This window comes from Devosia sp. (assembly GCF_036406155.1).
Taxonomy (GTDB): domain Bacteria; phylum Pseudomonadota; class Alphaproteobacteria; order Rhizobiales; family Devosiaceae; genus Devosia_A.
The window spans coordinates 1-26,979 of sequence record NZ_DASWVV010000071.1 but is presented as its reverse complement, the minus strand read 5'-3'; the positions used below and the strand labels follow the sequence as shown (position 1 = coordinate 26,979).

21 protein-coding genes, 1 tRNA gene, 1 pseudogene and 1 riboswitch are annotated in these 26,979 nt (G+C 70.3%); of the genes and pseudogenes, 11 read left to right on the top strand and 12 right to left on the bottom strand.

Features of this window, described 5'->3' with window-relative positions; all coding sequences use genetic code 11:
- Positions 1–101 precede the first annotated feature (101 nt).
- Positions 102–1,949: a 3D-(3,5/4)-trihydroxycyclohexane-1,2-dione acylhydrolase (decyclizing) gene (iolD, locus tag VGD93_RS04540; RefSeq protein WP_395009617.1), complete on the bottom strand. Its 1,848-nt coding sequence runs from the start codon at positions 1,947–1,949 to the stop codon at positions 102–104.
- Positions 1,950–2,175: 226 nt separating this feature from the next.
- Positions 2,176–4,068, bottom strand: coding sequence for a bifunctional 5-dehydro-2-deoxygluconokinase/5-dehydro-2-deoxyphosphogluconate aldolase (locus tag VGD93_RS04535; RefSeq protein ID WP_395009615.1), 1,893 nt, complete (start codon positions 4,066–4,068; stop codon positions 2,176–2,178).
- A 183-nt stretch (positions 4,069–4,251) separates the two neighbouring features.
- Between VGD93_RS04535 and iolG the strand changes: the two genes are divergently transcribed.
- On the top strand, positions 4,252–5,241 hold the full coding sequence (gene iolG / locus VGD93_RS04530) for an inositol 2-dehydrogenase (RefSeq protein ID WP_395009613.1): 990 nt from the start codon (positions 4,252–4,254) through the stop codon (positions 5,239–5,241).
- Between the two features lies 1 nt (position 5,242).
- Here iolG and VGD93_RS04525 read toward each other — a convergent pair whose 3' ends face one another.
- The gene (locus tag VGD93_RS04525; protein WP_395009611.1) at positions 5,243–6,091 is read right to left on the bottom strand and encodes a MurR/RpiR family transcriptional regulator; all 849 of its coding nucleotides are present in this window, start codon (positions 6,089–6,091) and stop codon (positions 5,243–5,245) included.
- 203 nt (positions 6,092–6,294) lie between these two features.
- Between VGD93_RS04525 and VGD93_RS04520 the strand changes: the two genes are divergently transcribed.
- From VGD93_RS04520 to VGD93_RS04500, 5 genes are all read left to right on the top strand, one after another.
- Entirely contained in the window at positions 6,295–7,071 is a 777-nt protein-coding gene (locus tag VGD93_RS04520; protein ID WP_395009610.1) for an ATP-binding cassette domain-containing protein, read from the top strand.
- A complete protein-coding gene (locus VGD93_RS04515) occupies positions 7,068–8,042 on the top strand; it encodes an ABC transporter permease (protein ID WP_395009608.1) in 975 nt (324 codons plus the stop codon). The genes VGD93_RS04520 and VGD93_RS04515 overlap by 4 nt, the downstream gene beginning before the upstream one ends.
- Positions 8,043–8,125: 83 nt before the next feature.
- On the top strand, positions 8,126–9,034 hold the full coding sequence (locus tag VGD93_RS04510) for a sugar ABC transporter substrate-binding protein (protein ID WP_395009606.1): 909 nt from the start codon (positions 8,126–8,128) through the stop codon (positions 9,032–9,034).
- 231 nt (positions 9,035–9,265) lie between these two features.
- Entirely contained in the window at positions 9,266–10,378 is a 1,113-nt protein-coding gene (locus tag VGD93_RS04505; RefSeq protein WP_395009604.1) for a Gfo/Idh/MocA family protein, read from the top strand.
- Positions 10,379–10,430: 52 nt separating this feature from the next.
- A complete protein-coding gene (locus VGD93_RS04500) occupies positions 10,431–10,745 on the top strand; it encodes a DUF1496 domain-containing protein (RefSeq protein WP_395009602.1) in 315 nt (104 codons plus the stop codon).
- 53 nt (positions 10,746–10,798) lie between these two features.
- On the opposite strand, the gene VGD93_RS04495 is transcribed toward VGD93_RS04500, so the two are convergent.
- From VGD93_RS04495 to VGD93_RS04475, 5 genes are all read right to left on the bottom strand, one after another.
- On the bottom strand, positions 10,799–11,767 hold the full coding sequence (locus tag VGD93_RS04495; protein WP_395009600.1) for a DMT family transporter: 969 nt from the start codon (positions 11,765–11,767) through the stop codon (positions 10,799–10,801).
- Between the two features lie 94 nt (positions 11,768–11,861).
- A riboswitch (FMN riboswitch) is annotated at positions 11,862–12,010 on the bottom strand.
- A gap of 98 nt (positions 12,011–12,108) precedes the next feature.
- Positions 12,109–12,912 carry an ABC transporter permease subunit gene (locus VGD93_RS04490; RefSeq protein ID WP_395009598.1) on the bottom strand — a complete coding sequence of 268 codons (804 nt, stop codon included), beginning with the start codon at positions 12,910–12,912 and terminating at the stop codon, positions 12,109–12,111.
- Positions 12,912–13,814: an ABC transporter permease subunit gene (locus VGD93_RS04485; protein ID WP_395009596.1), complete on the bottom strand. Its 903-nt coding sequence runs from the start codon at positions 13,812–13,814 to the stop codon at positions 12,912–12,914. The genes VGD93_RS04490 and VGD93_RS04485 overlap by 1 nt, the downstream gene beginning before the upstream one ends.
- 38 nt (positions 13,815–13,852) lie before the next feature.
- Complete coding sequence (locus VGD93_RS04480; RefSeq protein ID WP_395009594.1) at positions 13,853–14,995, bottom strand: ABC transporter ATP-binding protein; 1,143 nt, start codon at positions 14,993–14,995, stop codon at positions 13,853–13,855.
- A 62-nt stretch (positions 14,996–15,057) separates the two neighbouring features.
- A complete protein-coding gene (locus tag VGD93_RS04475) occupies positions 15,058–16,143 on the bottom strand; it encodes a polyamine ABC transporter substrate-binding protein (protein ID WP_395009592.1) in 1,086 nt (361 codons plus the stop codon).
- A gap of 445 nt (positions 16,144–16,588) precedes the next feature.
- Between VGD93_RS04475 and VGD93_RS04470 the strand changes: the two genes are divergently transcribed.
- Positions 16,589–17,524, top strand: coding sequence for a pseudouridine-5'-phosphate glycosidase (locus VGD93_RS04470; RefSeq protein ID WP_395009590.1), 936 nt, complete (start codon positions 16,589–16,591; stop codon positions 17,522–17,524).
- Positions 17,521–18,480, top strand: a complete 960-nt coding sequence (locus tag VGD93_RS04465; protein WP_395009588.1) for a carbohydrate kinase family protein — start codon at positions 17,521–17,523, stop codon at positions 18,478–18,480. The genes VGD93_RS04470 and VGD93_RS04465 overlap by 4 nt, the downstream gene beginning before the upstream one ends.
- Here the strand turns inward: VGD93_RS04465 and VGD93_RS04460 are convergent.
- Positions 18,425–20,959, bottom strand: a complete 2,535-nt coding sequence (locus VGD93_RS04460; protein WP_395009586.1) for an ABC transporter permease — start codon at positions 20,957–20,959, stop codon at positions 18,425–18,427. The genes VGD93_RS04465 and VGD93_RS04460 overlap by 56 nt on opposite strands.
- A gap of 200 nt (positions 20,960–21,159) precedes the next feature.
- Between VGD93_RS04460 and VGD93_RS04455 the strand changes: the two genes are divergently transcribed.
- Entirely contained in the window at positions 21,160–22,794 is a 1,635-nt protein-coding gene (locus VGD93_RS04455) for an acyl-CoA dehydrogenase family protein (RefSeq protein WP_395009584.1), read from the top strand.
- A gap of 9 nt (positions 22,795–22,803) precedes the next feature.
- Here the strand turns inward: VGD93_RS04455 and VGD93_RS04450 are convergent, their stop codons facing one another.
- Positions 22,804–24,108: an NAD(P)/FAD-dependent oxidoreductase gene (locus tag VGD93_RS04450; protein ID WP_395009582.1), complete on the bottom strand. Its 1,305-nt coding sequence runs from the start codon at positions 24,106–24,108 to the stop codon at positions 22,804–22,806.
- 175 nt (positions 24,109–24,283) lie between these two features.
- Between VGD93_RS04450 and VGD93_RS04445 the strand changes: the two are divergent.
- Positions 24,284–24,513, top strand: a pseudogene (locus tag VGD93_RS04445) (hexameric tyrosine-coordinated heme protein).
- Between the two features lie 178 nt (positions 24,514–24,691).
- On the top strand, positions 24,692–25,753 hold the full coding sequence (locus VGD93_RS04440; protein ID WP_395009580.1) for a maleylacetate reductase: 1,062 nt from the start codon (positions 24,692–24,694) through the stop codon (positions 25,751–25,753).
- 149 nt (positions 25,754–25,902) lie between these two features.
- Here the strand turns inward: VGD93_RS04440 and VGD93_RS04435 are convergent.
- Both VGD93_RS04435 and VGD93_RS04430 read right to left on the bottom strand, forming a co-directional pair.
- A tRNA-Ala gene (locus VGD93_RS04435) sits at positions 25,903–25,978 on the bottom strand.
- A gap of 68 nt (positions 25,979–26,046) precedes the next feature.
- On the bottom strand, positions 26,047–26,979 hold a 933-nt coding region (locus VGD93_RS04430), incomplete at its 5' end, for an NAD-dependent epimerase/dehydratase family protein (protein ID WP_395009578.1).

The window sequence follows — 26,979 nt, the reverse complement described above, 5'->3', positions numbered from 1 at the left end:
GACCGGCGACCCCCACCCGTCACCCCTTCGGGGCGCCACCCTCCCCACAAGGGGGAGGGAGGGGCAAGAACCGCAGGAGCGGCGAACAACGGCACCGCTGCTCACAGCCTCTGCGCCTTCAGCGCCTTTTCATAATCTGCGCGCGCGGCCTTGACTTCTGTCCGCTCCGACACCTCGGGCACCGCCACCTCCCACCACGCCCCGCCGGCCGCGGTCGTGGCCATGGGATCAGTGTCGATGACGATCACCGAGGTGCGCGTGTCGGCCTCCGCCTCCTTCAGCAGGGCCTCGAGTTCGGCCAGCGAGGCCGCCTTGCGTGCCACCGCCCCCAGCGCCTCGGCGTGCTTGACGAAGTCGATCGCCGGCAGCACCTCGTGGCGCGCGTCGGCGAGCAGGTTGTTGAAGCCGGCGCCGCCGGTTGCGTGCTGCAGCCGGTTGATGCAGGCGAAGCCGCGATTGTCGAGCACGACGATGGTGAGCTTTGCCCCCAGCATCACCGAGGTGGCGATTTCCGAGTTCATCATCAGGTAGCTGCCGTCCCCGAGCAGGACGACGACGTCGTCGTCGGGGCGGGCCAGCTTCACCCCAAGCCCGCCGGCGATCTCGTAGCCCATGGTCGAGTAGCCGTATTCGAGGTGGTAGCTGCCCGGCTCGCCCGCCGGCCACAATTTGTGCAGTTCGCCCGGCAGGCCGCCGGCGGCGCAGACCAGCGTCGCCGCGCTGCCGCGGGCCCGGTGCACGGCGCCGATCACCTGCGCGTCCGAGGGCAGCTCGGCGTTACCCGGCGCGGTAACCGCCCGCGCCGCCGCGAGCCACTCGGCCCGCGCTTGGCGGGCCGTCTGCTCCCACGCTTCCGACGTATTCCAGCCGGAAAGATGGGCGTCGAGCCGGGCCAGCCCGGCGCGCGCATCGGCGACCAGCGGCAGCGCCCCGTGCTTGCCGGCGTCGAAAGGCTGCGTGTTGAGGCCGACAATCGTCACCTCGGCCGCCTGGAACAGCGCCCGGCTGCCGGTGGTGAAATCCTGCAGCCGCGTGCCGATGGCCAGCACGACATCGGCCTGGGCGGCCAGCAGATTGGCGGCGGACGTGCCGGTCACCCCGACCGCGCCCATGTTGAGCGGATGGTCGTGCGGCAGGCTGGACTTGCCCGCCTGCGTTTCCATGACCGGGATGCCGCGCTTCTCGGCGAAGTCGCGCAGCGCCGCCGTCGCCTCCGAATAGAGCACGCCGCCGCCGGCGATGATCACCGGCCTGCGGCTCTGCCTGAGCGCCGCCGCCGCCTCGTGCAGTTCGCCGTGGTCGGGCTCGGACCGCCGCGGCAGCCAGATGCGATCGGCGAAGAAGCTCTCGGGATAGTCGTAGGCCTCCGCCTGCACGTCCTGGCACAGGGCCAGCGTCACCGGCCCGCATTCGGCCGGGTCGGTCAGTACCTGCATGGCACGGCGCAGCGCCGGGATCAGCTGCTCGGGCCGGGTGATGCGGTCGAAATAGCGGCTGACCGGGCGGAAGGCGTCGTTGGCGCTGACCGTGCCGTCGCCGAAATCCTCGATCTGCTGCAGCACCGGGTCGGGGGCGCGGCCGGCGAAGACATCGCCGGGCAGGATCAGCAGCGGCAGCCGGTTGACATGGGCCAGCGCCGCGGCCGTCACCATGTTGGTGGCGCCCGGCCCGATCGAGGAGGTGACGGCCATCATGCGGCGGCGGAAGCTGGCCTTGGCATAGGCGATGGCGGCGTGGGCCATGGCCTGTTCGTTGTGCGCCCGGTAGGTCGGCAGTTCGTCGCGCACCTGGTACAGCGCCTCGCCGAAACCGGCGACGTTGCCATGCCCGAAAATGGCGAAGACGCCGCCGAACAGCGGCACCGTCACGCCGTCGATCACCGTCTTCTGGCGCGCAAGAAACCGCGCCAGCGCCTGCGCCATGGTCAGGCGGATCGTTCTTTGGGTCATCTGCTGCTCCTCAACCAAGTCTGCCAGCATCCCGCGAACCCTACCCATCCACCGGCCATCATCCTCGCGCTTGTCGCGAGGACCCAGCCGCGTGACGTCGGTCGCGCAGGAGGAGTCTTTGGTGCCGCCGACGCGGCGCCCGCTGGGTCCTCGGGCCTCGCCAGGGCTCGCCCGAGGATGACGGCCGATGGCTGGCGACCAGTCAACCGCCCGCATGCAGACATCGTCACTTTTCCCATGCGTCCACCAGGGCCCGGAAGCGTGCGGCCATGTCGGCGATCGCCGCCGTGTCGCCGATCTCGCCGGCGAACCACGCCCTGGCGGCGGGGGCGAAGATGGTGCGCCCGACGGCGAAGCCGCGCACCGTCTTCGACGTCTTGGCCAGCCGGAACCCGGCGGCCAGCGTCTCCACCGGCGCGTCGAGCCCGAGCAGCAGCACGCCGCGGCACCACCGGTCGGCGCGCGCGATTTCGGCGTCGATCGCCGCCCACGCCCCCTCCGAGGGCTGCGGCTCGAGCTTCCACCAGTCCGGCCTGAGCCCGGCGGCGTAGAGCTCGGCCAGCGCCCGCGCCGTGGTGTGCGCGTCGACCGGCCCGAGCCGCGACGGGATCAGCTCGATGAGGATGTCGCGGCCGAGCTTTTCGGCCGCGTCCTGGGCGGCGCGCAGCTTGCCGCGCTGCGCCGCGTTGATGCCTTCGGGATCGTCGGGGTGGTAGAAGCACAGCACCTTGAGGCAGTGCTCGACCGGCCACTCGACGAGGCGCGAGCCGACGTCCTGGCTGAACTCGAATTCCAGCGGCACGGCGCCCGGCTGCTCCAGCGGCCGGCCGATCCACAGATCGTGCCGGCCTGCGGCGAACAGCGCCTTGCGGCCGTATTTGTCGTCGAGCAGCATGCCGAAGCCGGGACGGCCCCGGGCCACCTCGGCGGCGGCAGCGACGGCCAGCACCTTGAAGTCGGCGATGCGCCCGGCCTGGTCGCCGGCGATGTCCTCGAGCTGCTTGCGGTGGTCGACGGCGAGCGCCATCAGCGTTGGCCACTGCCGCCGCCGCGTGGTGGCGCGGTGGATGCGGTTGAGGGCGTCGTCCTGGCGCAGGGCCCGGTGCGGGCTGCCATGCGTCAGGAACCAGTCGAGTTCCTCCCAGCTCGGATATTCGGGCGAGCACAGCAGGCGGCTCACGGCGAAGGCGCCGCAGGCATTGGCCCAGGTGGCGCAGGTGGCGAGATCCTCGCCCCTGAGCCAGCCGCGCAGGAACCCGCTCATGAAGGCGTCGCCGGCCCCCAGCACGTTGTAGACCTCGATCGGAAAGCCGGTGCCGACGATGCCCTGCTCGAGGTCGTCGGGGATGGCCCCCTCATAGACGATGCAGCCCATGGCGCCGCGCTTGAGCACGATGGTCGCCGGCGTGAGGGCGCGGATGGCGCGCAGCGCGGCCGGCACGCTGTCGGCCCCCGCCGCGATCATGATCTCCTCCTCGGTGCCGACGATGAGGTCGCACTCGGGCAGGACGGCGCCGAGCTGCGCCGAGACGTGCTCGGACTTGACGTAGCGCGAGAAGCCGGCGGCGTGCCCGGCCAGCCCCCACAGATTGGGGCGGTAATCGATGTCGAACACCACCTTGCGGCCGTTGGCCCTGGCAATGCGCATGGCCTTGCGCTGCGCCGCCTCGGTGTTGGGGCGAGAAAAATGCGTGCCGGTGACGACGACGGCGGCGGCCGAGGCGATGAAGGCGGGGTCAATGTCGGCTTCGGCCAGGGCCATGTCGGCGCAATCGGTCCGCACGAAGATCATCGGCGAGACGCCCTCGTCCTCGACGGCGAGCAGCACCAGCGCCGTCAGCCGCTCGGGGTCGCTGACGATGCCGGCCGTCTCGACGCCCTCGCGCTGCAGCTGCTCGATGATGAAGCGCCCCATCTGCTCGTCGCCGACGCGGGTGACGAGCGCCGCTCTGAGGCCGAGCCGGGCGGTGCCGACGGCGATGTTGGCGGGGCAGCCGCCAACCGACTTGGCGAAGCTCTGGATGTCCTCGAGGCGGCTGCCGATCTGCTGGCCGTACAGGTCGACCGAGGCGCGACCGATGGTGATGACATCGAGCGTCGGGCGCTGCGGCTCCACCATCGCGGGGCTCTCCTCAAACGTCTGGACAGGTGTGCTGCGCCGTTGTATCCCTCGCGCGAATGAAACGTCAATTCCGAAACGTCGCATGTACGGAATGGATGTTCTATTTCGGGATCGCAGCGGTGATCTTCGTAAAAATCCGTTCGTGATCGGTTCATCCGACGGGCGAAATTGAGGGGGGCCATGGTGCGTTTCGGGATCCTGGGGGCGGGGCGGATCGGCAAGGTGCACGCCGCAACCATTGCCGGCTCCGGCCGCGCCCGCGTCACCCGCGTGGCCGACGCCGTGCCCGAGGCGGCGCAGGCGCTGGCCGCAAGCGTCGGCGCCGAAATCGCCTCCATCGACGACATCCTCGCCTCGCCGCAGGTGGACGCCGTGCTCATTGCCACCCCCACCGATACCCACGCCGACCTGATCGAGCAGGCGGCGCGGGCCGGCAAGCCGATCCTGTGCGAAAAGCCGGTGTCGCTCTCGGTCGAGCGCATCGAGCAGTGCCTCAGCGTGGTCGAGGCCGCCCGCGTGCCGCTGATGATCGGCTTCAACCGCCGCTACGACGCCAATTTCCGCGGCCTCGAGCGGCGCCTGCGCGCCGGCGAGATCGGTGAAGTCGAACTCGTCACCATCATCAGCCGCGACCCGGCGCCGCCGCCGCTCGCCTATGTCGAGCGCTCCGGCGGGCTGTTCCGCGACATGATGATCCACGATTTCGACATGGCCCGCTTCCTCTTGGGCGAGGAGCCGGTGGTGGTGCATGCGCTGGGCGGGGCGCTGGTCGATCCGGCCATCGGAGCGGCCGGCGACGTCGACACCGCCGCGGTGCAGATGCAGACCGCCTCGGGCAAGATCGTCGTCATCACCAACTCGCGCCGCGCCACCTACGGCTACGACCAGCGCATCGAGGTGCATGGGGCCAAGGGCATGCTGCGGGCCGGCAACGTGCACATGAGTACGCTCGAGCGCGCCGATGGAGCCGGCTTCTGCGCCGACGTCATCCAGAATTTCTTCATCGACCGCTACGCGGCGGCCTACGCTGCCGAGATCGCCGCCTTCCTCGATGCCCTCGAGACGGGGGCGCATCCGCGTGCCGACGGCCATGACGGGCTGATGGCGCAACGGCTCGCCGAGGCGGCGACGCAGTCGCGGCGGACGGGGCAGGCGGTGCGGCTCGGCTGAGCTAGGCCCGCTCGCTGCGCCGGCCGGCCACCGCCACGGTCAGCGTCATGGCCAGCGCCATGGTCGCGGCCATGGAGCGGAAACCCTCGAAATTGGCCTCCACTACCTCGAGCCAGGCGTCGGCGACCGGGGCGATCGGGGAGAACACCGAATCGGTGATGGAGACGACGCGCGCGCCCCTCGCCTTGGCTGCGTTGGCCAGCGTCACCGTCTCGCTGGCATAGGGGGTAAAGCTGATGGCGAGCAGGGCGTCGCGGCCCGAGGCGAAGCTGGTCTGCTCCGCCCCCAGCCCGGCGATGCCGTCGACGAGGATGTTGCGGATGCCCAGCTTGCCCATGGCGTAGGCCATGTAGACTGTGATCGGGAAGGAGCGGCGCAGGCCGGCGAGGTAGATGGTCTCGGCGCCGGCGAGGATCTCGGCCGCCTGCTCGATCGCCGCCGCGTCGGCCTTGGCCTGGAAATCGCCGACCGAGCGCAGCGCCGCCTCGGCGAAGCCGTCGAGCAGGGCCCGCGCCTGGCTGGCCTCGTGCCCGTGCTCGCGCAATTGCCTGAGGCGCTCGTCGTAGCTGGGCACGCGCTCCCTGAGGCGCGAGCGGAACACGTCCTGCAGGTCGGAAAAGCCCTGGTAACCGAGGGCCTGCGAGAAGCGCACCAGCGTCGAGGGCTGCACGCCGGCGTGCTGGGCGACGCTGGCGGCGGTACCGAAGGCGATCTCGTCGGGGTTGTCGAGGGCGTAGGCCGCGACCTGCGTCAGCCGCCGCGGCAGTTCCGGGGCGCGCCCGAGGATCAGCGCCCGCAGCGCGGCGAAGTCGCGCGGCGCGCTCTCGTCGATGGTGTTGTCACCGCCCATGGTTTCCCCGCTATAAACGCAAGCGGCGCGGAAATCCCTGCCCCCCGCGCGCGCTCCACACCAAATCACCGGATCGCGGCGGCGCGCCGCCGCGCATCGCTCTTGACGCTCCGAGCCAGTATAGAATAAACATTCTATCAGCAAACGAAAAGCACCATTCGTTCCACTCGTAACGAGAACGCGGGTGCCGGGAGGATCCGTCGATGGCGCCATTGCTCAAGGCCAGGGGAATCGCCAAGTATTTCGGGGCGATCACGGCGCTGCACGACGTCAATTTCCACGTCGACCACGGCGAGGTGCTGGGCGTCGTCGGCGACAACGGCGCCGGCAAGTCGACGCTGATGAAGATTCTCTCCGGCCTGTTCGCGCCCTCCGAGGGCGAACTGGTGTTCGACGGCCTGCCCGTCCGCTTCGCCAGCCCCAAGGACGCCCGCCAGCTCGGCATCGAGATGGTCTACCAGGACTTCGCCCTGGCCGGGAACATGGCGATCTACGAGAACATCTATCTCGGCCGCGAGCCGGGCCGCAGGTTCGGACCGCTGACCATCGTCGACCATCCCCGGGCCCGGCAGATGGCTGCCGACCATCTCGAGCGCCTGCACATCCAGGTCAAGTCGGTCGACCAGAACACCGAGGACCTGTCCGGCGGGCAGCGCCAGGCGGTGGCCATCGCCCGCGCCACCGCCTTCCAGGCCCGCCTCGTGATCATGGACGAGCCGACCGCCGCGCTCGCCATCAAGGAGGTCGGCAAGGTGCTCGACCTCGTCAGGAGCCTCAAGCAGCACGGCGTCGCGGTGATCATCATCTCGCACCGCATGGACGACATCTTCTACTGCTGCGACCGGGTCATGGCGCTGTACCAGGGCACCAATTTCGCCGAGGCGCCGCTCGCTGCCACCAACCGCAATGAGGTCATCGGCTGGATCATGGGGCACAAGGGCAACACCGAGGCCCTGGCCCACGACAGGCTCTCGCCATGACCCCCGGATTCGCCCGCTTCCTCGAGCATTACGGCATCGTGCTGGTCGTCATCGTGATGATGCTGGTGCTCGCCGCCATCCGCCCCGAGGTCTTCCTGTCGGCGCAGAACCTGACCAACATACTGAAGCAGAACGCCTCGCTGGCGCTGCTGGCGCTGGGCATGTTCGTGGTCATCGTCACCGCCGGCATCGACCTGTCCGTCGGCTCGATCATGGCGCTCTCCATGGTGACGCTGGCCATCGCCTCCAAGGCCGGGCTGCCGTGGCCGCTGGTGCTGCTGATCGGCCCGGCCATCGGCATCATCGTCGGCTGGGTCAACGGCATCGGCCTCACCGTGCTGCGCCTGCCGCACTCCTTCATCATGACGCTGGGTACGCTCAACGTCGCCCGCGGCCTGACCTTCCTCGTCACCAACGGCGCCCCGGTGTCGGGGCTGCAGCCGGAGGTGCGCTATCTGGGGCAGGCCTATTACAGTTTCGGGCTGGCGCCGCCGGCGGGCCTGCCCGCCAGCCTGCTGCTCGTCGCCGCCTGCGCCGTGGGGCTGTGGTTCTTCCTCGAGCACACCGACATGGGCCGGCACATCTTCGCCATCGGCGGCAATCCGCAGGCGGCGCGGGTCTCGGGCATCAATGTCGACCGTACGCTGGTGGTGGTCTACATCATCTCCGGGTTCTTTGCCGGGCTGTCGGGCCTGCTGCTTGCCGGGCGCACCGATTCGGGCTTCCCCAATGCCGGCATCGGCATCGAGCTCGACGCCATCGCCGCGGTGATCATCGGCGGCGCCTCGTTCTTCGGCGGCCGCGGCACCGTACTCGGCGTGCTCGCCGGGGTGCTGATCATGGGCATCCTCCGCAACGGGCTCAACATCAACAACGTTTCTGCCTTCTGGCAGCAGATCCTGATCGGACTGGTCATCATCGTGGCCGTCTATGTCGACGTGTTGCGGCGGCAGGCGGCGGTGCGGACCTGAGGGCATTCCCCCGGCGGCGCCCGCGTCTCCGCGCCCGCCGGCTGGCTCGTTCAACCGGAGACCGTTCCTAGGGAGGACACGACATGAAGAAACTGCTGATGACCGGCGTCGCGCTCGCAGCTCTGGCCGCCATGACCGGCGGCGCCGACGCCGCCTACGTGCTGGCCATGAAGGGCCCGGGCGCCGGCAATCCGTTCTGGGCCGCGGTTGAGCAAGGGGCCAAGGACAAGGGCGCCGAGCTCGGGGTCGAAGTGGTGGTGGTGGCGCCGCCGGCCGAGTCCGACGTGCAGGCCCAGATCACGCAGATCGAGGACCTGATCGCCCAGGGCATCGACGGGCTCGCCATCGCCCCGACCGATCCCAACGCGCTCGCCCCGGTGGTCGACGCGGCCAAGGCCGCGGGCGTGCCGGTGGTGTTCGTCGACACCCGCGGCATCAACGAGGGCGTGACCTTCATCGGCACCAACAACGAGGCGGGCGCGGCGCTCGCCGCCGACTTCATGTGCAAGAACCTGCCGTCCGGGGCGGAAGTGGCCATCCTGCAGGGCCTGATCAGCCAGTCGACCGGGCAGGCGCGCGCCGACGGTGCCAAGAAGGGGCTGACCGATTGCGGCCTCAAGGTGGTGGCCGAGCAAACCGCCGAATGGGACCGGGCCAAGGGTCTCGCCGTCACCGAAAACATCCTGGCCGGCAATCCCAACATCAAGGGCATCTTCGGCTCCAACGACAACATGGCGCTGGGTGCGGTCGAGGCCCTCAAGGCGGCGAGCAAGCTGCAGGACGTCATGGTCGTCGGCTTCGACGCCAATCCGGATGCCGCCGCCTCCATCCTCGCCGGCGAGATGACGGCCTCGGTGGCGCAGGCGCCGGGCAACATGGGGGCCTACGCCATCCAGGCGCTGGTCGACCTCAAGGCCGGCAAGACGCTCGAGGCCTGGATCGACACCGGCACGGTGCTGGTCACCAAGGAAAATGCCGAGCAGTACAAGTAGGGCTTCCTCCTGAAGCCGGGCGCCCGGGGCTCTGGCTCCGGGCGCCATTCCGTCCGGGTTCGGCCGAACGGCTTTCCCCGACCCTCCCCACGCAAGCGGAGAGGGTGAGGCCTTTGTGTTGGGGTACCATTTTGCCGCGTCCACGGAGGAATACCCTCCCCCTCCGTGCGGAGGGCTGGGGAGGGGGTGGCTCTCATGGGCTCCCTCAGTGGGATCGGAAATGATGATCGAATGACAAGCATCGGCGTCGGCCTTATCGGCACCGGCTACATGGGCAAGTGCCACGCGCTCGCCTGGAACGGGGTTGGACCGGTATTCGGCACCGGCCGCCGCCCCAGGCTCGTCCATCTCGCTGAGGCCAGCGCCGACCTGGCGGCGCGGCGCGCCGCCGAATTCGGCTTCGAGCGGGCGACCGGCGACTGGCGGGAGGTTGTCGACGACCCCGAGGTTGAAGTGGTCTCGATCACCACGCCCAACGCCCTGCACGCGGAGATGGCGCTCGCCGCCCTCGCCGCCGGCAAGCACGTCTGGTGCGAAAAGCCGATGGCGACGACGCTGGTCGATGCCGAGCGCATGGTCGCGGCCGCCCGCGCCGCCGGCCGGGTCGCCGTACTCGGCTACAACTATATCCAGAACCCCTTGATCCGGCACATCGGTCGCCTGCTGGCGGAGGGGGCCATCGGCGCGGTCAGCCACGTGCGCTTCGAGATGGACGAGGACTTCATGGCCGATCCCGAGGCGCCGTTCGGCTGGAAGAGCGAGGCCGCCTCCGGCTACGGCGCCCTCGACGATTTCGGCGTGCATCCGCTGAGCCTCATGCACGTGCTGTTCGGCGGGGTCGTGCGCGTCATGGCGCAGCTGGCCAAGCCCTATCCCGACCGACCGCTCCCCGAGGGCGGACGGCGGGCGGTCGAGACCTTCGATATCGCCTCGGTGCTGATGGAATTGCGCAACGGCGCCACCGGCATCATGGCGCTCAACCGCGCCGCCCGGGGCCGCAAGAACCGGCTCGCCATGCAGGTCTTCGGCTCGCGCGGCGCCATTGCCTACGATCAGGAGCGGATGAACGAATTCCAGTTCTTCACCGCCTCCGGCGATGCGGCCGACCAGGGCTTTCGCACCGTGCTCAGCGCGCCGGCGCATCCTCCCTACGACCGCTTCGTCCCGGCACCCGGGCACGGGCTCGGCTTCAACGATCTCAAGCTCATCGAGTGCCACGAACTGCTCGAAGCCATTGCCGGGCGGCCGGCGCACATCATCGACTTCGCCGCCGGGCTCGGCATCGAGCGCGCCGTGCATGCCATGGCGCGCTCGCACAGCGAGGCTTCGTGGTCTTACGTATAGGAATGCAGTCCTCGTTGCCGTAGGCTCCCGGCATTTCATCAGGGAGATTGCGATGTTGAGGATATTCGCCGGTTTGGCCCTCTTGCTGTTTTCGATTTCCGGGGCGTGCGCCCAGGCGGCGCCGGCCGCCCCGGTCGACGGGCGCTGCTGGCACGCCAGCCAGAGCTATTCGGCCGGCAGCCTCGTGCGGGTGGGCGGCAAGTTCTACGCCTGCGGCAGCGGCGGTAGCTGGGCCGAGGCCGAGGGCGGCGGCGCCAACTGCGTTTACGAGGACCGCAACTATTCGAGCGGGGCGCTTGTCGCCGTCAGGGAAACGCTGATCGCGTGCCAGCCGAGCGGGGCGTGGAGTGCCGTGAAGCAGGAATAGGACCGGCGGGCGAGCCGCCCTCAGCCGCAAAGGCCGGGGGCGGCCGCCCTCGCTCAGGCGGCGGCGAGGACCGGGCGCGGGCGCGCCTCGCGGCCGTAGATGAGGAGCGAGGCACCGAGGACGAGGGCGGCGCCCGGCCAGAACCAGGCGGAGGGCACCTGGCCTAGGGCGACCCAGCCGAGCAGCGCGCTCAGCGGCACCTTGAGGTCGCCGAAAGGCTGCAGGTAGGTGGCGTCGGCCAGCTTGTAGGCAAAGGCCAGCAGGTACTGTGCGGCCGCCGTCAGCACGCCGAGCAGTAGCAGCAGGAGGAGACCCTCGGCGGCCGCGGGCAGCGCGAAGGGGAAGCCGGTCGCGAGGCCGGCCGGCAGCAGCGACGGTGCCAGCCAGCCGAGCGCGTTGACCGCGAGCAGGATCAGCAAATGGTTGGGCGTCACCAGGACGAGCAGCGACAGGGTGAGCGTTTCCGGCGACTCGCCCTGGCGCGCGAGGTGCCGCGTCAGCACGTCGGTTGTCGCCCACAGCGCCGCCGCGGCGACGGGGATGAGCGCCTGCCAGCCGAGGGACTCGGTGCCGACGCCGGAGACGACGACGGCCCCGGCAAAGCCGATCAGCGCCGCGACGATGCGCGTGCCCGAGGCGCGCTCGCCCAGGAACACGATGGAGCCGAGGACGATGAACAGCGGCGCCACCGCGAGCAGCGTCACCATCTGCCAGATCGGCACGCCGGAAGCGAAACCATAGACGAAGACGTGGACGCCGAGCGCAGAGACGAACGCCCGGATTTCATGGGCGAGCGGGTGGCGGGTGCGCAGATTGCCGATGCCGATCCGCAGGATCAGCGGCAGCGCCAGCACCGAGGCGATGACGTACTGCCAGAAGGCCATGCCGGTCGAACTCATGCCGAACTGCCAGGGCAGCACCGACTGCAGGACGTTGGTGCCGGCGAAGGCGAGACTGGCGGCCAGCATGAACAACGCGCCGGTGGCGGCGCCGTGGTGGGAAGTCGAGGAAATCTGGTTCATCGTCGATCCTTTCCGTAACCAGTTTCCTCAGGGTTACGGGGATCGACGCCGTGGGCGGCCACCAATGACTGCGGCGGCGCCCGGCTGGCGCAGAACCCGTTCTCTTTCATCCGGACTGTGACCGTCGGCTTCGGAATCGCACCGAATCTGCTGACCTCCCGGGCTGGCCGGGAGCGCTCGCGGGCTTGCGGCCAGGGGCCGCTTACCGCCGGTGGGGAGTTGCACCCCGCCCTGAGAACGTCTGCCGCTCCGGCTGGAGCGACGCCACTGATGTAGGACAAGCCGACGCCGCGATCAATACGTCCAACGGCGGGGGTGCCATGCGCGTCGCGCCGGGCCGCTCAGGCCTTCGTCTTCGGACGGCGCAACTGCAGCAGCGTCGCCGCGCCGACGCCGAGGGCGACGATGCCGATGATGATGGTGGCCAGCGCGTTGACGTCGGGCGAGACACCCAGCCGGATCTTGGAGAAGATGACGATCGGCAGCGTCGAGGCGCCCGGCCCGGTGACGAAGCTGGCGATGACGAGGTCGTCGAGCGACAGGGTGAAGGCCAGCAGCCAGCCCGACACCAGCGCCGGGGCGATGATCGGCAGGGTGACGTCGAAGAAGACGCGCACCGGGGTGGCGCCCAAATCCATCGCCGCCTCCTCGAGGCTGAGGTCGAGATCGAGCAGGCGCGACTGCACCACCACGGTGATATAGGCCATGCAGAAGGTCGAGTGGGCGATGATGATGGTCAGCATGCCGCGCCCGGCCGGCCAGCCGAACACCGATTCCATGGCCACGAACAACAGCAGCAGGCTCAGCCCGGTAATGACGTCGGGCATGACCAGCGGTGCCGAGGCCATGCCGGCGAGCACGGTCTTGCCGCGGAAGCGGCGGAAGCGCACCAGCGCCACCGCGCACAGCGTGCCCAGCACCAGCGCGATGGTGGCGCTGATGGCGGCCACCTGCAGGCTGAGCCAGGCGGCCTGCAGCATCTTCTGGTCGGCGAACAGGTCCTTGTAGCTTTGCACCGAGAAGCCACTCCATACCGTCACCAGGCGGTTGGAGTTGAACGAGAAGATCACCAGCGACACGATCGGCGCGTACAGGAAGCCGAAGCCGAGCGCCGCCGTGAGGGGCAGGAACCAGCCGCGGCGCATCAGCGTCGCCCTTCGATCACGGCGCTCTGGGCGCGCTGCATGAGCACGATGGGGATGACCACCACCACCAGCATGGCGATGGCCAGCGCCGCCGCCCGCGGCCAGTTGGTCTTGGAGAAGAACTCGTCCCACAGCACCCGGCCGATCATCTGGGTGCCGGGGCCGCCGAGCAGCGAAGGGATGACGAACTCGCCGATGGCCGGGATGAAGACCAGCATGGAGCCGGCGACGATGCCGGGCAGCGCCAGCGGCAGGGTGACGGACAGGAAGGTCTGCCACGGGCGCGAGCCGAGGTCGGCGGAGGCCTCGAGCAGGTTCTGGTCGAGCTTCACCAGCGTCGTGAACAGGGGCAGGATCATGAACGGCAGGTAGGTGTAGACGATGCCGACATAGACGGCGAAATCGGTCTGCATCATGGTCAGCGGGCCGATGCCGAACAGGCCGAGGAAATTGTTGATCACCCCTTCGCCGCGCAGGAAGCCGGAGAGCGCGTAGACGCGCAAAAGGAACGACGTCCAGAACGGCAGCACCACCAGCATCAGCAGCACGTTGCGCCAGCGGTCGGAGGCGCGGGCGATGAAATAGGCCATCGGATAGCCGATGAGCAGCGCGATCGCCGTGGAGATGGCGGCGATCGTCACCGACGACAGATAGGCGCTGATATAGATCGGCGAGGTGAAGATACGGATGTAGTTCGACAGGTGCAGCGTCAGCTGCACGGTGCCGTCCGTCGTCGTCATCAGGTCGGAATAGGGCGGCTGGCCGAACTGCTTGACGGCAAGCGAGATGCCGAAGACCACGGCAAACGGCACGAGGAAGAACAGCGTCAGCCAGAAGGCCGGCGCGAAGATCACCAGCGCCCGGCCGGACAGGCCGACGGCGGCGAGGGCGTGCTCCACCATGCTCCAGGGGCGCCGGGGCGCCGGCGCGCCGGGCGCCGTCATACCGTCAGCACCGAGCCGGAGGTGTCGCCCCACTGGCACCACACATACTCGTCCCACTTGATGGCGTCGGGGTCGCCGCGCAGCGAATTGGCCTTGGTGACGCGGATGTAGCGGCCGGAATCGAGCTTGATCTGGAACACGCTCATGTCGCCGAGATAGGCGATGTCCTCGACCATGCCGCGGGTGATGTTGGCATCCCCGGCCGGTCGTTCGCGGCTCAGCGTGATCTTCTCGGGGCGGATGGCGTACCACAGCGTCTGGTCGGGGGCGCAGTCGACGCCGTGTCCGACATGGATGTCGGTGCCGGCCTCGGCCGAGCGGATGCGCACGTGGTCGGGCTCGTCCTCGACGACGACGCCCTCGAACATGTTGACCGAGCCGATGAAGCCGGCCACGAAGCGCGAATTGGGAAATTCGTAGACGTCCGTGGGCTCGCCCACCATGACGATTTCGCCCTGGTTCATCACCCCGATGCGGGTGGCGAGGCTCATCGCCTCTTCCTGGTCGTGGGTGACGACGATGAAGGTGACGCCCAGCGTTTCCTGGATCTTGACGAGCTCGAACTGGGTCTCCTCGCGCAGCTTCTTGTCGAGCGCGCCGAGCGGCTCGTCGAGCAGCAGCAGCTTGGGCCGCTTGGCCAGCGCGCGCGCCAGCGCCACGCGCTGGCGCTGGCCGCCGGACAGCTGGTGCGGCTTGCGCCGGCCATAGTCCTCGAGCTTGACCAGCTGCAGCAATTCCCCGACCCGGGCGTCGATCTCGGCGCGCGGCAGGCCGTCGCGCTTCAGCCCATAGGCGATGTTCTGTTCGACCGTCATGTGCGGGAACAGCGCGTAGGACTGGAACATCATGTTGACCGGCCGGTTGTAGGGCGGCACGCCGGTCATGTCCTGGCCGTCGATCTCGATGCTGCCGGCGGTCGGCTCCTCGAAGCCCGCCAGCATGCGCAGCAGCGTCGACTTACCCGAGCCGGAGCCGCCGAGCAGGCAGAACAATTCGCCCTTGTAGATGTCCAGCGACACGTCGGAAACGGCAACGATGTCGCCGAATTTCTTGGTGACGTTGCGAATCCTCACGAACGGCCTGGCGGCTGGATCGCGCCAGGGGCGGGTATCGGCGGCTATCTGGGGCTTCTTGGCCATGGAGTCCCGAGCGGTCGACAAAAGAGGAACCGGGCGGGGGCAACCCCCCGCCCGGCATGTTGCTACTGGCCGCTCTTTATAGCCTGCCAGGTTTCAGTCAAGACCTCGTCGTAGTCGGGCGTGTGGGCCTTGAGCGGGAACAGCTTGGCCAGCACCTCGGCGGGCGGGTAGATGGCCGGATCGTCCTTCACCTCGGGATCGATCAGGTCGAGGGCGGCCTTGTTGCCCGAGGCATAGAACACGTAGTTGCTGTTGGCCGCGGCGATGTCGGGACGCAGCATGAAGTCGATGAACTTATGGGCGTTGTCCGGGTGCGGCGCGTCGGCCGGGATGGCGAACAGGTCGAACCATTTCAGCGCCCCCTCCTTGGGGATGACATAGGCGACCTCGACCCCCTGGCCTGCCTCCTGGGCCGCCGCCTGGGCGATGAAGACGTCGCCGGAATAGCCGATCGACAGGCACACTTCGCCGTTGCCGAGGTCGTCGATGTACTGGCTGGAGTTGAAGTAGCGCACGTAGGGCCGGATCGACAGCAGCAGCTCCTTGGCCTTCTGCAGGTCTGCCTCGCTTTCCGAGTTGGGGTCGAGCCCGAGATAGTTGAGCGCCGTGGCCACCACCTCTGCGGGGGCATCGAGCAGCGTCACCCCGCAATCGGCGGCCTTGGACACCAGTTCCGGCTTGAAGATGATGTCCCAGGTGTCGAGCGGCTGGTCGCCGAGGCGCTCCTTGAGCTTGGCGACGTTGTAGCCGATGGCGGTCGTGCCCCACATGTAGTCGACCGAGTGCTCGTTGCCCGGATCATGGGCCGCCGTCTCCTCCATGATCGCCGGGTCCATGTTGACCAGGTTGGGCAGCTTGGACTTGTCGAGCTTCTGGAACAGGCCGGCGGCAACCTGGCGCTCGAGGAAGAAGCCCGAGGGCACCACGACGTCGTAGCCGGAATTGCCGGCGAGGAGCTTGGCCTCCACCATCTCGTTGCTGTCGAACACGTCGTAGTTGACCTTGATGCCTGTCTCGGCCTCGAACTTGGCGATCGTGTCCTCGGCGATATAGTCGGACCAGTTGTAGACGTTGACGACGTTCTCCTGCGCGAGGGCAGGGGCGGCGAGCAGCAGCGCGCCGAGGGCTACCATAAGAGGTTTATGCATTTTGCGTTTCGTCTCCTTATCGGGGGCGGCGCCGCGTCGGCGGCGGAACTGTCGTGACGGGTGCGTCCGGGTTGCCGGCCAGCGCGGTGCTCGGTGTCGGGTTGCGGCGACTGGCGGAGGCTGCGATCGCGGGCTGGCCAAACGGCGCCTCGCGGCGCCGGGAGAGGGTTGAATCGCCATTTGCCCAGGCGGGCGCGCATCGGTCCGGCAGCCTGTCCGGACCAACAATGACCGTGCTCAGTGGAGTGACCCTCTCGGATGGGAGCCTCGCCGGCGCAAACTAGTGGCAATCCGCATGCGGGACAAGGACCTTGGGCGGCGGAAAACGTCGCCTGTGGAGGGGCCGCGCGTCCGGCGGGAAGGGGCGCCGGCGCCCCAGCCCCCGCTTGCATTGGAGCGGCGTTCGGGCCAAGCATGCCGTGACCGCAGCGGAGGCGACGGTATCATGGGCGCACGGCAGCATCTGAGCGTTAGTCGCGAGGTCGAAGGGGCCCTGGCGGCAGGGACGCCGGTGGTGGCGCTCGAATCGACCATCATCACGCACGGCATGCCGTTTCCGCAAAATCTCGAGATGGCACGCAACGTCGAGGCCGTGGTGCGCCGCCACGGGGCCACGCCCGCCACCATCGCCATCATGGATCGCCGCTTGCGCGTCGGCGTTTCCGGCCCAGACCTCGAGGCCCTGGCCCGGGCCGGGGGCAACGCCGCCAAGGCCTCGCGGCGCGATGTCGCGGCGTTGCTGGCGACGGGCGGCATCGCCGGGACGACGGTGGCCACCACCATGCAGATCGCGGCCATGTGCGGCATCGCCGTCTTCGCCACGGGCGGCATCGGCGGGGTGCATCGCGGCGCCGAGGCGACCTTCGACATCTCCGCCGATCTCGAGGAGCTGAGCCGCACGCCGGTGGCGGTGGTGTGTGCCGGGGCCAAGTCCATCCTCGACATCCCGAAGACGCTGGAGACGCTCGAAACCAACGGCGTGCCGGTGCTGGGCTACCGCACCAGCGCCTTCCCCGCCTTCTGGGCGCGCTCCAGCGGCCAGCCGGTCGACCACCGCTTCGACCGCGCCGAGGACATCGCCCGGGTGATCGCGCTGCAGTTCGAACTGGGCATGGGCGGGGTGCTGGTCGCCAACCCCATCCCCGAGGCCGACGCGCTCGACGCCGAAGAGATCGAGATGCGCATCGCCGAGGCCATCGCCGATGCCGAGCGCCAGGGGGTGACCCGCAAGGCGCTGACGCCATACCTGCTGCAGCGGATCTTCGAGTTGACCGGCGGGCGCAGCCTCGCCGCCAATATCGCGCTGGTCGAGCACAACGCCGCGGTTGCCGCCGAAATCGCCGGCGCGCTCGGCCGGTTGCAAGGCGAGGCCGGTACATGAGCCGGAGCGCGGGCGGGGGCCGCATCCTCGTCGTCGGCGACGTCATGACCGACATCATCGTCAGGCCGGAGGGCCCGCTCGTGCGCGGCTCCGACCGGCGCGCCGCGATCCGTTCGCGCCCGGGCGGGTCCGGCGCCAACCAGGCCGTGTGGCTGGGGTCGATGGGCACCAAGGTCAGTTTCGTCGCCCGCGTCGGGGCAGCGGACAAGCCGCATCTCGAAGCCTATTTCAAGGGCTTCTGCGTCGACCCCGTCCTCGTCGCCGATCCGCTGCTGCCCTCGGGCATGCTGGTCACCATCGTCGACCCCGACGGCGAGCGCAGCTTTCTGACCGATCGCGGCGCCAATCTGGCGCTGTCGCCGTCCGACATGCCGGTGTGGCTGCTCGACGACACCAGCATGGTGCTGGTCTCGGGCTATTCGTATTTCGCCGACGGCCCGCGAAAGGCCGTGCATTGCCTGACCGAGGAGGCGCGCCGGCGCTTCATCCCGCTCGCCGTCGACGCCGCCTCGGCAGGGTTCCTCGCCGAAGTCGGCGCCGCGAACTTCCTCGCCTGGACCGCCGGGGCCGACCTGCTGTTGTGCAACGGGGAGGAAGCCGCGGCGCTGTCGGGCATGGGCGACCTCGACGCGCAGATGCGCTTCCTCGGCCAGCATTTCCCCCGCGTCGTGGTCAAGCGCGGCGCCCTGGGAGCAGCGCTCGGGGGCAGGGCGGGGGTGGCGCTCGACCTGCCGGCACCCGCCGTCGAAGTCGTCGACACGACCGGGGCGGGAGACGCCTTCGCCGCCGCCTTCCTCAGTGCCGAACTTGCGGGCCGCACGCCCGACGCATGCCTTGGGGCGGGCATCGCCGCCGGTTCGGCGGCAGTCCAGGCGCTGGGCGGCCAGCCGGGCCGGGGACCTATTCGCCGCGCAGGAACTGCACCGGCCGCACGGACAGCGCCGACCACGTCGTGAGCATGCCGGTCAGGATGGTGAGCCCGACCGCGGTGAGGGTGACGATGAGCACCAGGCCGGCGTCGAGCCGGAAGCCGATCTCCAGCACCAGGGTGACGAAGGCCCAGGCGCCGATGCCCCCGAGCAGCGCCGCCAGCGCCGCCGACAGGGCGCCCAGCAGCCCGTATTCGATGAGGTAGGCGATCACCACGTCGCCGCGTGTCGCGCCCAGCACCTTCATCACCGTGGCATCGGCCTCGCGCTGCTGGCGGCCGGCGGCCAGCGCCCCGGCGAGCACGAAGACGCCGCTCAGCACGGCGAGGCCGCCCACGATCGCCACGGCATTGCTGAGGGTGGAGAGGATGGCGGTGACGGCGGCGAGGGCGTCGCCGACCGGCACGAAGATGAGGTCGGGGAAACGCTCCACCAGCAGCCGCTGCAGTGCATCCTCCTGCCCCGGGGCCGCCTTGAGCATGCCGATCTGGCTCATCGGGAAGGCCTCGACGGGACCGGGCGAGAGCACGAAGGAGAAGTTGATGGCGCCGCCGCGCCACTCGAAATCGCGGAAATTGGCGATCTTCGCCTCGAGCGGCTCGCCGAACAGCATGAAGGTGAGCGTGTCGCCCAGCTTCAGCCCGAGCGGCTCGCGCAGTTCGGCGAACACCGAGACCAGTTGCGGGCCGGCGTGATCGGCTGGCCACCACTGCCCGGCGGTGAGCCGCGAGCCCGCCGGCAGCTCCGCCGACCACGTCAGCGGCGTCTCGCCTTCGAGCAGGAAGCGCAGGTTCTCGGGCAGCGTCCCGGCTTCGTCCGGCGGCCTGCCGTTGATCAGCGTGAGCGCGGCGCGCAGCATCGGCGTAGCGGTGAAGCTCTCGGCCCGCGGCTCCGCCGCAGTGAAGGCGGCGAGTTCTGCGGCCTCGTCTTCGAACAGGTCCATGAACACGAAGCTCGGCGCGTCGCGGACGATCTCGCCCGAGAGCTGGCCGCGCAGGTTGGCATCGATGAGGGCAATGAGCAGCAGCAGCGCCAGTCCCAGCCCGAGCGAGAGCACGACGGTGGGGGCGGGGGCGCCGGGCCGGTGGATCGCCTTGAGCGCGTGGCGCAGCCTGGTCCCGGGGGCCGGCGGGACCAGCCGCAGCAGCCGCTGCAGCCCGGACGCGGCGAGCCGCAGCACGACGAAGGCGGTGATGGCGCCGACCGCGTACCAGAAGATCAGCTGCGGCCGCGGCGTAATGGCGGCGGCGAGCGCCAGCATGACGAGGGCGGCGAGCAGGGGCGGGCCGATGATCGCCGGGCGCCGCAGGTCGCGCCATCCCAGCCCGCCTTCGACGGCGGCGCCGGCGGCGCGGAACAGCGTCGCCGGCCGGATGGTGGTGGCGCGGGCCAAGGGCAGGAAGGCGAAGGCGAAGCCGGCGGCGAGGCCGAAGGCGGCGGCGACGAGCAACGGCAGGGGCGCGACCGAGGGGGGCAGCGCGATCGACAGCAGCCCGCCGATGACCGGCAGCGCCACGAGCGTCATCGCGACCCCGAGCAGCAGGCCGATGGCGACGCCGGCGCCGACGAGGATCATCACCTGCGTCAGGAAGTGCACCATGATGCGGGCGTTGGTCGCACCGAGGCTGCGCATGGTGGCGATCGAGCGCTGCCGCTCGGTGACGTAGGCGGCGACGGCATTGGCGACGCCGACGCCGCCGACCAGCAGCGAGGATAGCCCGACGATGGTCAGGAAACGACTGAACACGTCGAAGGCACGGGCGAGGTCCGCGGTGGCGTCGGTGGGCGCGCTCAGCTGCCAACCGGCCTCGGGGAAGGCCGCCTCGATGCGGGCCGCCGCCGCGTCGAAGCCGGTGTCGTTCAGCAGCAGCTTGTAGCGGTAGCGGGCGAGGACGCCGGGGGCGAGGATGCCCGTGGCCGCGAGCCCTTCGAGCGAGACGAGCACCGGGACGCCAAGCTGGAAGCCCTGCGTCACCTGGTCGGGCAGGCCGTCGAGCCGGGCGGCGAGGACGAAGGTGGCCTTGCCGATTTCGAAGCTGTCGCCCGGCGCAAGCCCGAGCCGGTCGGCCAGCAGCCGGTCGGCCACGGCGCCGAAGCGCCCGTCCTTTGCAGCGAGCAGGGCAGCCAGCGGCGCCGCGCTGTCGGTGTCGACGCGCCCGAGCAGGGGATAATTGGCGTCCACGGCGCGCAGGCTGACGAAGGCGCTGGCGTCCTTGGCGCGGGCGCGGCCGCTCACTTCGACGACCTCGGCCAGCCTGCCCAGGGAGGCGAACAGGGCCCGCTCATCCTCGCTGGCCGCGCGCCAGGACAGCCGCGCCTCGAGGTCGCCGCCGAGCACGACGCGGGCGTCGCGGGTCAGGGCCGACTGCAGCGCGGCGCCGACCGAGCCGACGATGGCGATGGTGGCGACGCCGAGTGCCAGGCAGGCGAGCAGCACGGCGAAGCGCCGCACGTCGCCGCGCAAATCGGCGACGGCAACGCGCAGCCACCCGCCCAGCCGCCTCATGCGGCGCGGACCTGTGGATGCTGGCGGTCGAGACGGCACTCAGCGGGCATGGACGGGCTCGGGGCGCAGCGGGCGCCGGTCGTCATGACATAAGCCGGTGGCCGGAGAAATCAATCGGCCGGTATGCGCGGGCCGTTCAGCGGCGCCCCGCGCTTGACACCGGCGCGGGCCGGGCACCTACTGGCGCGGGGAGAGATGCCATGGCGCCTCTGCGGCCGCGTGCCGAACTTGCCACCCACACCGTGCTCAACCAGCCCGAGCCGCTTGCGTCGCTGCCGCTGTGGGAGGCCGATGCGCCGCTGCGCACCGCCGTCGCCCGCCTCGCCCCGGCACACGCGAGCCGCCTCGCTGCCTTCGCCGGGCGCCTCGGCAGCGCCGAGGTGCTGGGCTGGGGGCGCGATGCCAACCGCCATCCCCCAGAGTTGCGGCAGTTCGACCGCGCCGGGAGGCGCGTCGACGAGGTGGCGTTCCACCCGGCCTATCACGAACTGCTGCGCCTCGGCCTCGAGGCCGGCTACGCCGCCCTGCCATGGACGGCCGACCCGACCGGCGGCCACGTCGCGCATGCGGCCATGGTCTACCTCATGACCCAGGTCGAGCCTGGCGTGTGCTGCCCGATGACCATGACCTATGCCGCCGTGCCGGCGCTGGCGGCGACGCCGGCGCTGGCGGCGCGCTGGCGGCCGGGCCTGACCAGCGCCCGCTACGATCCCGACAGCCGCCCGGCGGCGGAAAAATCCGCCCTCACCATCGGCATGGCGATGACCGAGAAGCAGGGCGGTTCCGACCTGCGCGCCAACACCACCCGGGCCGAGGCCGATGGCGAGGGCTACCGGCTGTGGGGCCACAAATGGTTCTGCTCCGCGCCGATGTGCGACGGCTTCCTGACGCTGGCGCAGCTTGAGGAGGGGCTGACCTGCTTCGTCGTGCCGCGCTGGCAGCCGGACGGCACGCGCAACCGCCTCGAACTGGTCCGGCTCAAGGACAAGCTGGGCAACCGCGCCAACGCCTCGGCCGAGATCGAGTATCATGGCGCCTGGGCCGAGCGGCTGGGCGCGCCGGGCCGGGGCGTCGCCACCATCATCGAGATGGTGCACCACACCCGGCTCGATACCGCCATGGCCCCCGCGGGGCTGATGCGCCGGGCCCTGGCGGAGGCCGCCTGGTGGAGCCGCGGCCGCGCCGCCTTCGGGCGTCCCCTGGCCGACCAGCCGCTGATGCAGATGGTGCTCGCCGACCTCGCGCTCGAATGGCTCGGGGCGCTGGCGGCCGGCCTGCGCGTCGCCGCCGCCTTCGACCGGGCGGCAGCGGACCTGGGCGAGCGCGCCTTCGCCCGCATCGGCGTCGCGCTCGCCAAGTACTGGTCGAACAAGCGCTGCCCGGCGGTGGTGGCGGAAGCGATGGAGTGCCTGGGCGGCTCTGGCTATGTCGAGGAGGGCGACCTGCCCTGGCTCTACCGTGAGGCCCCGCTCAACGCCATCTGGGAGGGGTCCGGCAACATCGTCTGCCTCGACGTGCTGCGCACGCTGGAGCGCGTTCCCGACGCGCTCGAGGCCCTGCGCGCCGAACTCGAACTGGGCCGCGGCGCGAGCCGGGCCTACGACGCCGCGCTCGCCGCCGCCTTCGACCGCTACAAGCGGGGCGTCCCCGAAGCCGAGGCCCGCCGCTTCGTCGAGGCGCTGGCGCTGCTGCTGCAGGCAAGCGAACTCCTGCGCCACGGCGAGCCGGTCGCCGCCGAAACTTTCGTCGTCACCCGGCTGGGGGGCGACTGGGGCCGTACCTTCGGCACCCTGCCGGCCGCGACCGACGCCGCCCGCATCGCCGCCCTGATCTGAGGCGGCCGGCTACAGGTTCAGCCGGTCGCGCCAGCGGTAATATGCCACCGAGGCGGCGAGGAACCACGGCCGGCCCGAATAGAGGGGGCGGGTGGGGAAGCTCAACTCGTCGAAACCGGTTCGCCCCTCCTGGCTTCCGAGCACCTTGAGGCCGGTGCGCATCCCCAGGTAGCTCGCCATCGCCACGCCCGAGCCGCAATAGCCCATGGCGTAGTACATGCCGTCATGCCGGCCCGCATGGGCCAGCGTATCGAAGGTATAGCCGACGAAGCCCATCCAGGAATGGCTGACGCGGATGTCGCGCAGGCGGGGGAACAGCCGCACCAGTTCGGCCCGCAGCAGCGGGGCGCTGAGCCGCGGATCGGTTTCCCCGGCGCTGACGCGGCCACCGAACAGCACGCGGCGCCGGTCGGGCGAGAGCCGGTAGTAGTAGACGACCTTGCGCGTGTCGGTGACCGTGCGCCCGGTCGGGAACAGTTCGTCGGCAAGGCCCGGCGCCAGCGGTTCGGTCGCGATCATGTAGCTGCCGATGGGAATGACGCGGCGGCGCTGCCACGGGGTCGGCGCGCCGGTATAGCCGTTGGTGGCGATGATCACGTCGCGGGCGGCAATCTCGCCCCTCGGGGTGGACAGGCGGAAACCGCCGGCCTCGCGCGCGATGGCGGTGACCGGCGTATGGGGCGCGATCGTGGCTCCCGCCGCCGCCACCCGCTCCAGCAGGCCCTGATGGTAGCGCCCGGGATCGAGCGTGGCATGGCGCGGATAGACGACGCCGCCGCAATAGGCGTCGGTGCCCAGTTCGGCGCGCAGCGCGGCGCCCTCCACCACGCGGGCGCCGGTTTCGAGCCCGGCGGGCTCGTTGCCGACTTCGGCGGCCAGCCGGGCGAAGGCGGCCGCGTTGTGGGCCGCGTGCAAATGCCCGACGACGCCGAAATCGCAGTCGATGCTCTCCGCGGTGATGAACCGGCCGATCCAGTCCAGCGCCGCGTGGCCCTCAGCGTGGATGGCGCGCGCCGTCGCCGTGCCGTGGCGGCGCGCCAGCGTTGCGAGATCGGGCTTGATGCTGGTGCTGATCTGCCCGCCATTGCGCGTGCTGCAGCCCCAGCCGGCGTCGGCGGCATCGAGCACCAGCGTCGAGCGCCCGCCGCGGCTGGTCTGCAGCGCCGCGTGCAGCCCGGTATAGCCGGAGCCGATGACGGCGACGTCGACGCCGGCGGGCAGCTGCGGTTGGCCCAGGTCCGGGCGCGGCGTGCCGTCCCACCAATAGGGCGCGGCCCGGAAATCGTCGGTGAAGATGTCTGCGTCGGCCGTCACTGTCGCCCCCTCGCTGCGGCCGGTCCCGACCGATCCGCCGATCTCTAGCTAGCACAGGCGCCCGGCCTGCGCACCCGCGCCCGGGCTGCCGGCGGGCAGGCATCGTAACCCGGCTTGTCCGATGGGATTTCGCTGCTAGGCTGCGCTCCTTGGTCCGTATCGCAAGGTAGACAGAATGGCCGACACTTGGCCCCCTCCCTCCTGACCGCCACCCCGCAGGAGGGCTTCGAGCTCGCCGCCAGGCTGGCACGCATCGGCGTCAAGCTGACCCAGCCGTCGGCCGAGATCCGCGACAAGCTGCGCGCCGCCTATGAGCAGGACACGACGCAGTTGATCGCCTCCTCGCAAGTGATCGCTCTTCACTTCCAGACGGTGGCCGCCGCCAACAATTACTGGCGCGACTGAGGGGGATCAGGCTGCAGCCGGAAGAGCTGGAACGTGTCGCAGGTTCGATGAGGTCCCGCGGTCCCACGAGGGGCCGTCAGCCGCCCCTTGAACCTGCTAACATGCCGGCGAGGTTGTCTCAGTGGCTCGTGATCGTCACTGCAACCCCGATTGTCCAGCGCGTTCCGGAATACGGCTCATGAGCCTCGAATTCGTCTATGGCGGCAATCCCGCCCGCATCGTCTTCGGCAATGGCGCGCGGCGGCGCGTGTCCGAATGGGTCGAGGCGCTGGGCTGCCGGCGGGCGCTCGTGCTGACGACGCCGCAGCAGCGGGCGGAGGGGGCCGCCCTCGCCGGCCAGCTGGGCCCACTCGCCGCCGGCCAGTTCGCCGGCGCCGTCATGCATACGCCGGTCGAGGTCACCGAGCAGGCGCTGGCGCGCGTTGCGGAACTGGGCGCCGATTGCCTGGTGGCGCTGGGCGGCGGCTCGACGACGGGTCTCGGCAAGGCGATCGCCTATCGCACCGATCTGCCGCAGGTAGTGGTGCCGACGACCTATGCCGGCTCCGAGGTGACGCCGATCCTCGGGCAGACGGCGGCCGGCCGCAAGACGACGCTGCGCGACCCCAGGGTGCTGCCCGAAATCGTCATCTACGATCCGGAGCTGACGCTCGGCCTGTCCGCCGCCGTCAGCGTGACCAGCGGCCTCAACGCCATTGCCCATGCAGCCGAGGCGCTCTACGCCGCGGACCGCAACCCGATCACCACGCTATTGGCGCTCGAGGGCTTGCGTGCGATGCGGCAGGCCCTGCCCGGGGTGGCCGCCGTTCCCACAGACCTCGCGGCACGCGGCGGCGCGCTCTATGGCGCCTGGCTGTGCGGCACGGTGCTCGGATCGGTGGCCATGGCGCTGCACCACAAGCTCTGCCATACGCTGGGCGGCAGCTTCGACCTGCCGCACGCCGAAACGCACGCCGTCATGCTGCCGCACACGGTGGGCTTCAACGCCGCGGCCGTGCCCGACCTGCTGCAGCCGCTGGGCGCCATCTTCGGCGGGGCGCCGGGACCCGCCCTCTATGATTTCGCGGCCTCGCTCAAGGCGCCGCTGGCCCTGCGCGACCTCGGCCTCGCCGAAGCCGCGCTCGACCGCGCTGCCGACGAGGCCACCGCCAATCCCTATCCCAACCCCCGCCCGGTCGATCGCGCCGCCATCCGCGCGCTGCTGCAGGCCGCCTGGGAAGGCCGGCGGCCCGAGCCGTGACGGCCCCTGTCCCGACGCGGGGCATGCCTGTGCAACCCTATTCGACGGGGAGAACCCGGCGGAACCGCGACGCCGTGGCAGGCTCCGGCCTCCAAATCCGCCAGCGGCAGACCGGTCCGTCATCATGGCAGCGACTGGGAGGATCGGAATGGTGGAGCTGAGGGGAATCGAACCCCTGACCTCATCATTGCGAACGATGCGCTCTCCCAACTGAGCTACAGCCCCGTTCCGATGCGGCCGCTTTTAGCCAATCCCGGCGCCCTAGCCTAGCCCCTTTTTTCGCCCCCCGGCATTCACACCAGCCGGCGGGCGATGAGGCTGGCGGCGGTCGCCGCCGCCGCCTCGGCGGGGGCGGTGAACGGCCGGCCGAGCAGGGCCAGCGCCTGCCGGTTGTCGATGGCGCGCAGCGGGCCGAGGGCGCCCAGATTGTCCCGCAGATCCGCATCGAAGCGGGCGTAGAGCCGCACCGCCCAGTCGGGCAGCACCAGGCGGGGGATGCGCGCGGCGTGGCCGGGGAAGCGGGCGCGCAGCCCGCGGGCGAGATCGACGAGGTCGAGGCTTCCGGCCGCCGCGAGGTGGCGCCGCCCGCCGGCGCGCGGGCTGAGCATGGCGTTGCGCTGCAGCGCCGCCACGTCGCGCACGTCGACGAGGGCAAGGTCGAGATGCGCTACGGCCGGGACGGAGCCGTCGAGCAGGCGCTTGACGAGCAGCGCCGAAATGCCGGGGTCGTCGTCGAGCAGCGGCCCGAGGATCACCGCCGGGTTGATGACGGCGAGGTCGTCGCGACGGCCGGCTTCTTCCATCAGCGACCAGGCCTCGAGCTCGGCCCGCGTCTTGCTTTCGGCATAGGCGGAAATGCCGGCGCCGTCGGTGCGCGACCAGTCCGCCTCGGAAAAGGGCTCGGCGTGGCCGCGCTCGTGGCCGGCCATGATGGCGGCGGTCGAGGAGGTCAGCACGATGCGTTCGACGCCGGCGGCGAGCGCCGCCGCAACGGCACGCCGCGTGCCCTCGAGGGCGGGGCGGATCATGGCGTCGCGGTCCTTCGGCATGCGCACCGCGAGCGGGGAGGCGACGTGCTGCAAATAGCGGCAGCCGCGCAGGGCCACGCGCCAGCCCTCGTCCCGGCCCAGGTCGAGCGCTACGAATTCGAGCCGGGAGACGTCGGCGCCGGCGCGGCGCAGCGCCTCGCGCACCCCTGGCGCGCGGGCGGCGTCGCGCAGGCTGCC

What these genes read in the sequence shown, in the direction of transcription:
- VGD93_RS04505 (WP_395009604.1), top strand. Translation starts at nt 9,266, where the DNA reads ATGACAAGCATCGGCGTCGGCCTTATCGGCACCGGCTACATGGGCAAG.
- VGD93_RS04510 (WP_395009606.1), top strand. Translation starts at nt 8,126, where the DNA reads ATGAAGAAACTGCTGATGACCGGCGTCGCGCTCGCAGCTCTGGCCGCC.
- VGD93_RS04495 (WP_395009600.1), bottom strand. Translation starts at nt 11,767, where the DNA reads ATGAACCAGATTTCCTCGACTTCCCACCACGGCGCCGCCACCGGCGCG.
- VGD93_RS04480 (WP_395009594.1), bottom strand. Translation starts at nt 14,995, where the DNA reads ATGGCCAAGAAGCCCCAGATAGCCGCCGATACCCGCCCCTGGCGCGAT.
- VGD93_RS04470 (WP_395009590.1), top strand. Translation starts at nt 16,589, where the DNA reads ATGGGCGCACGGCAGCATCTGAGCGTTAGTCGCGAGGTCGAAGGGGCC.
- VGD93_RS04535 (WP_395009615.1), bottom strand. Translation starts at nt 4,068, where the DNA reads ATGGTGGAGCCGCAGCGCCCGACGCTCGATGTCATCACCATCGGTCGC.
- VGD93_RS04460 (WP_395009586.1), bottom strand. Translation starts at nt 20,959, where the DNA reads ATGAGGCGGCTGGGCGGGTGGCTGCGCGTTGCCGTCGCCGATTTGCGC.
- VGD93_RS04440 (WP_395009580.1), top strand. Translation starts at nt 24,692, where the DNA reads ATGAGCCTCGAATTCGTCTATGGCGGCAATCCCGCCCGCATCGTCTTC.
- VGD93_RS04500 (WP_395009602.1), top strand. Translation starts at nt 10,431, where the DNA reads ATGTTGAGGATATTCGCCGGTTTGGCCCTCTTGCTGTTTTCGATTTCC.
- iolD (WP_395009617.1), bottom strand. Translation starts at nt 1,949, where the DNA reads ATGACCCAAAGAACGATCCGCCTGACCATGGCGCAGGCGCTGGCGCGG.
- iolG (WP_395009613.1), top strand. Translation starts at nt 4,252, where the DNA reads ATGGTGCGTTTCGGGATCCTGGGGGCGGGGCGGATCGGCAAGGTGCAC.
- VGD93_RS04525 (WP_395009611.1), bottom strand. Translation starts at nt 6,091, where the DNA reads ATGGGCGGTGACAACACCATCGACGAGAGCGCGCCGCGCGACTTCGCC.
- VGD93_RS04520 (WP_395009610.1), top strand. Translation starts at nt 6,295, where the DNA reads ATGGCGCCATTGCTCAAGGCCAGGGGAATCGCCAAGTATTTCGGGGCG.
- VGD93_RS04515 (WP_395009608.1), top strand. Translation starts at nt 7,068, where the DNA reads ATGACCCCCGGATTCGCCCGCTTCCTCGAGCATTACGGCATCGTGCTG.
- VGD93_RS04455 (WP_395009584.1), top strand. Translation starts at nt 21,160, where the DNA reads ATGGCGCCTCTGCGGCCGCGTGCCGAACTTGCCACCCACACCGTGCTC.
- VGD93_RS04485 (WP_395009596.1), bottom strand. Translation starts at nt 13,814, where the DNA reads ATGGTGGAGCACGCCCTCGCCGCCGTCGGCCTGTCCGGCCGGGCGCTG.
- VGD93_RS04475 (WP_395009592.1), bottom strand. Translation starts at nt 16,143, where the DNA reads ATGCATAAACCTCTTATGGTAGCCCTCGGCGCGCTGCTGCTCGCCGCC.
- VGD93_RS04490 (WP_395009598.1), bottom strand. Translation starts at nt 12,912, where the DNA reads ATGCGCCGCGGCTGGTTCCTGCCCCTCACGGCGGCGCTCGGCTTCGGC.
- VGD93_RS04465 (WP_395009588.1), top strand. Translation starts at nt 17,521, where the DNA reads ATGAGCCGGAGCGCGGGCGGGGGCCGCATCCTCGTCGTCGGCGACGTC.